At 66.0% G+C, this 3,715-nt stretch carries 2 protein-coding genes and 1 pseudogene; 1 reads left to right on the plus strand and 2 read right to left on the minus strand.

Annotated elements, in window-relative coordinates; genetic code table 11:
• Positions 1–126 (plus strand): annotated as a pseudogene (locus tag G3N99_RS36660) (chorismate--pyruvate lyase); the annotation flags it as partial.
• Here G3N99_RS36660 and htpG read toward each other — a convergent pair.
• A complete protein-coding gene (htpG, locus tag G3N99_RS36665) occupies positions 74–1,999 on the minus strand; it encodes a molecular chaperone HtpG (protein ID WP_206124800.1) in 1,926 nt (641 codons plus the stop codon). The pseudogene G3N99_RS36660 and the gene htpG sit on opposite strands and share 53 nt — an antisense overlap.
• 158 nt (positions 2,000–2,157) lie before the next feature.
• Complete coding sequence (locus tag G3N99_RS36670) at positions 2,158–3,618, minus strand: PLP-dependent aminotransferase family protein (RefSeq protein WP_011352807.1); 1,461 nt, start codon at positions 3,616–3,618, stop codon at positions 2,158–2,160.
• Between the last annotated feature and the right edge of the window lie 97 nt (positions 3,619–3,715).

The raw sequence follows: 3,715 nt of genomic DNA on the forward strand, positions 1-3,715 counted from the left end.
ATGCGGCGGCTGCGCACGCGGCCGTTGGCGGAGCTGCTGTACAGCGATCCGCAGGTCGAGCGTTCGGCGCTCGTCAGCCGGCGCGTAATCGCCGGCCATCCGCTGTATGCGCTGGCGACCCATGCGCGTTGGTCCGCTTCACGAAGCTCGCCGGATCGTCGAGCATGCCGCCTTCAGCCAGCAGCGCCTGATCGAACAACAGATGGCACCAGTCGCCGAAATCGGCGCTGTCGGCCTTCAGCTGCTTCACGAGCGCGTGCTCCGGATTGATCTCGAGGATCGGCTGCATCGCCGGCGCGTTCTGGCCGGCCGCCTTCAGCATGCGCTGCAGGTAGCCGCTCATGTCGTTGTCGTCCGCGACGAGGCACGACGGCGAATCGGTCAGGCGGAACGTGACGCGCACTTCCTTCACCTTGTCGCCGAGCGCTTCCTTCATCTTCTCGACGACAGGCTTGATCGCCTCACCTGCCTGCTCCTGCGCCTTCTTTTCTTCGTCGTTCAGCTCGCCGAGATCGAGGTCGCCGCGCGCCACGCTCGCGAGCGGCTTGCCGTCGAATTCCTGCAGGAACGACAGCATCCATTCGTCGACGCGATCGGTCAGCAGCAGCACCTCGACGCCCTTCTTGCGGAACACTTCGAGGTGCGGGCTGTTCTTCGCGGCCTGCCATGCGTCGGCCGTCACGTAGTAGATCTTGCTCTGCTCGGGCTTCATGCGCGACACGTAGTCGGCGAGCGACACGTCCTGCGCGTCGGTGTCGCCGTGCGTCGACGCGAAGCGCAGCAGCTTCGCGATGCGCTCGCGGTTCGCGTGATCCTCGCCGAGGCCTTCCTTCAGCACCTGGCCGAACGCGCCCCAGAACGTCTTGTACTTCTCCTTGCCGGCATCCTCTTCCGCATTCGCGAGCTCTTCGAGCATCGACAGCGCGCGCTTCGTCACGCCTTCGCGGATCGCCTTCACGTCGCGGCTTTCCTGCAGGATTTCGCGCGACACGTTCAGCGGCAGGTCGGCCGAATCGACGACGCCCTTCACGAAACGCAGGTATTGCGGCAGCAGTTGCTCGGCGTCGTCCATGATGAACACGCGCTTCACGTACAGCTTCAGGCCGCCGCGATAGTCGCGATTCCACATATCGAACGGCGCATGCGACGGCACGAACAGCAGTTGCGTGTATTCGCTGCGGCCCTCGACGCGGTTATGCGTCCACGTGAGCGGATCCTGATGGTCGTGCGCGATGTGCTGGTAGAACTGCGTGTACTGCTCGTCGGTGACGTCGCTCTTCGAACGCGTCCACAGCGCGCTCGCCTGGTTGACGGTCTCGTCCTCGTCCTTCAGGACCATCTCGCCCTTTTCCTGATCCCATTCTTCCTTCTGCATCAGGATCGGCAGCGCGATGTGGTCGGAATACTTCTGGATGATCGACTGCAGGCGGTGCGACGACAGCAGTTCGTCCTCGCCTTCGCGCAGGTGCAGCGTGATCGTCGTGCCGCGCTGCGCACGCTCGATCGCATCGATCGTGAAATCGCCCTCGCCCGCGCTTTCCCAGCGCACGGCTTCGCTTGCCGGCAGGCCCGCGCGACGCGTTTCAACCGTGATCTTGTCGGCGACGATGAAGCCCGAGTAGAAACCGACGCCGAACTGGCCGATCAGCGCCGCATCCTTCTGCTGGTCGCCGGACAGCTTCGTGAAGAATTCCTTGGTGCCCGAACGCGCGATCGTGCCGAGGTTCGCGATCGCTTCGTCGCGGCTCATGCCGATGCCGTTGTCGTCGATCGTGATCGTGCGCGCGGCCTTGTCGTAGCCGATGCGGATGCGCACGTTCGGATCGTTCTCGTACAGCGCGTTGTCCGCGAGCCCTTCGAAACGCAGCTTGTCGGCCGCGTCGGACGCGTTCGACACCAGTTCGCGCAGGAAAATTTCCTTGTTGCTGTAGAGCGAATGGATCATCAGGTGGAGGAGTTGCTTGACCTCTGCCTGAAAGCTCATCGTTTCGTGTGCCATGGATGCTGTTTCCTCTTACTTGAACTTGAATGGTGTGGCGCGAGCGCCCGGCGCGCGATGCCGGCCGGCCCGTGAAAGGCGACCGCCTGGCGCTGACGGTTTGCGCGGGTATCTGGGGATGGCACGCCCGATTTCAAGGGCGGGCGTGCCGCGCCGCGTCACGACGCGCGGCGCACGGCCGAATCGATATAGCGCGACAGCAGCCCCGGCAGCGCCGGATCGCCGCAGTTCGCGACGTTGAAGCGCATCCACGTGGACGGCGATTGCTGCGGCGAGAACAGGCTGCCCGGCGTCAGCAAGAAGCCGGCCTCGTGCGCGACCGCCGCGAGCGCGTCGGAATCGACGCCCGTGTCGGCCCACAGGAACATCCCGGCCGCCGGCATCGTGAAGAGGCCAAGCCCCGTGCGCTCGAGCATCCGCGCGGTCTTGTCGCGCACGCCGTCGAGCCGCGCGCGCAGCCGCTCGACGTGGCGCCGGTAATGCCCTTCGGTCAGGATCTTGTAAAGCACGCGCTCGTTGAGCTCGGGCGTCGTCATCCCGACCAGCATCTTCTGGTCGGTGACCGCCTTTGCGATCTCCGGCGCGCACGCAACGTAGCCGACCCGCAGGTTCGCCGCGAGCGTCTTCGAATAGCTGCCGAGGTAGATCACGCGCTTGAGCTGATCGAGGCTCGCGAGGCGCGTGGCCGGATAGCTCGGCGGGCACAGGTCGCCGTACACGTCGTCCTCGACGACGAGGAAGTCGTACGCCTCCGCGAGCTTCAGGATCCGGAACGCCTGCGCGGCCGACAGCGACGTGCCGGTCGGGTTCTGCAGCACCGAATTGATCACGAGCATCTTCGGCCGCCACATCTGCACGAGCGTCTCGAGCGCGTCGAGATCGGGGCCGTCCGGCGTGTACGGCATCCCGACGAGCTGCGCGCCCTGCGCCGCGAAGCGGCCGAACATCTGGAACCAGGCCGGATCGCCGACGATCACCGCATCGCCGGGCTTCACGTAGATCCGCGAGATCAGATCGATCGCCTGCGTGATCCCCGACACCAGCACGATCTGTTCGGGCTTCGCGCCGATTTCCACTTCGGCGAGGCGCGTCTGCAGTTGCTGGCGCAGCGGCAGGAAGCCCTGCGCGGTGCCGAAGCCGAGCATCTGCGCGCCGGACTGGCGCCCGAGCGCGCGCAGCGCACCGGTGATCAGTTCGCCGTCGAGCCAGCGGCCCGGCAAATAGCCGAGACCCGGCCCCTTTTCCGGGCTGACGGTGTGCAGCATGTTGCGCAGCAGCCAGACGACGTCGATCGTGTTGTGCACCGGCGCGGCCTCGGCCACGCGTGCGACGCTGTCGGCCGGCTGCGGGCCGGCGGCCGTGCGCTCGCGCACGTAGAAGCCGGAGCCGCGCCGCGAATCGAGGTAACCCTGCGCGACGAGGCGCTCGTATGCCTCGACGACGGTGAAGCGCGACACGCTCTTGTCGAGCGCGAGCTTGCGGATCGACGGCATCCGCATGCCGGGCCGGAACACGCGTTCGTCGATGCGCCGCCGCGCCCACTGGACAAGCTGGTCGACGAGCGTGAGCGTGGCCGTGTCGTGCGGCACGGGAATCTGGGCGAGTGGGACGGTGGACATGGGCGGGAGCTCCAACTGTACCGAAGGCTATCGCGCCGATTGTACCGTTACTGTGCCGGTAGCGACGATTACAGTTGACCGGAATGGCGGCCGTGCG

The sequence above is a fragment of the Burkholderia sp. Ac-20392 genome (assembly GCF_017104585.1).
GTDB classification, from domain to species: Bacteria; Pseudomonadota; Gammaproteobacteria; order Burkholderiales; family Burkholderiaceae; genus Burkholderia; species Burkholderia lata.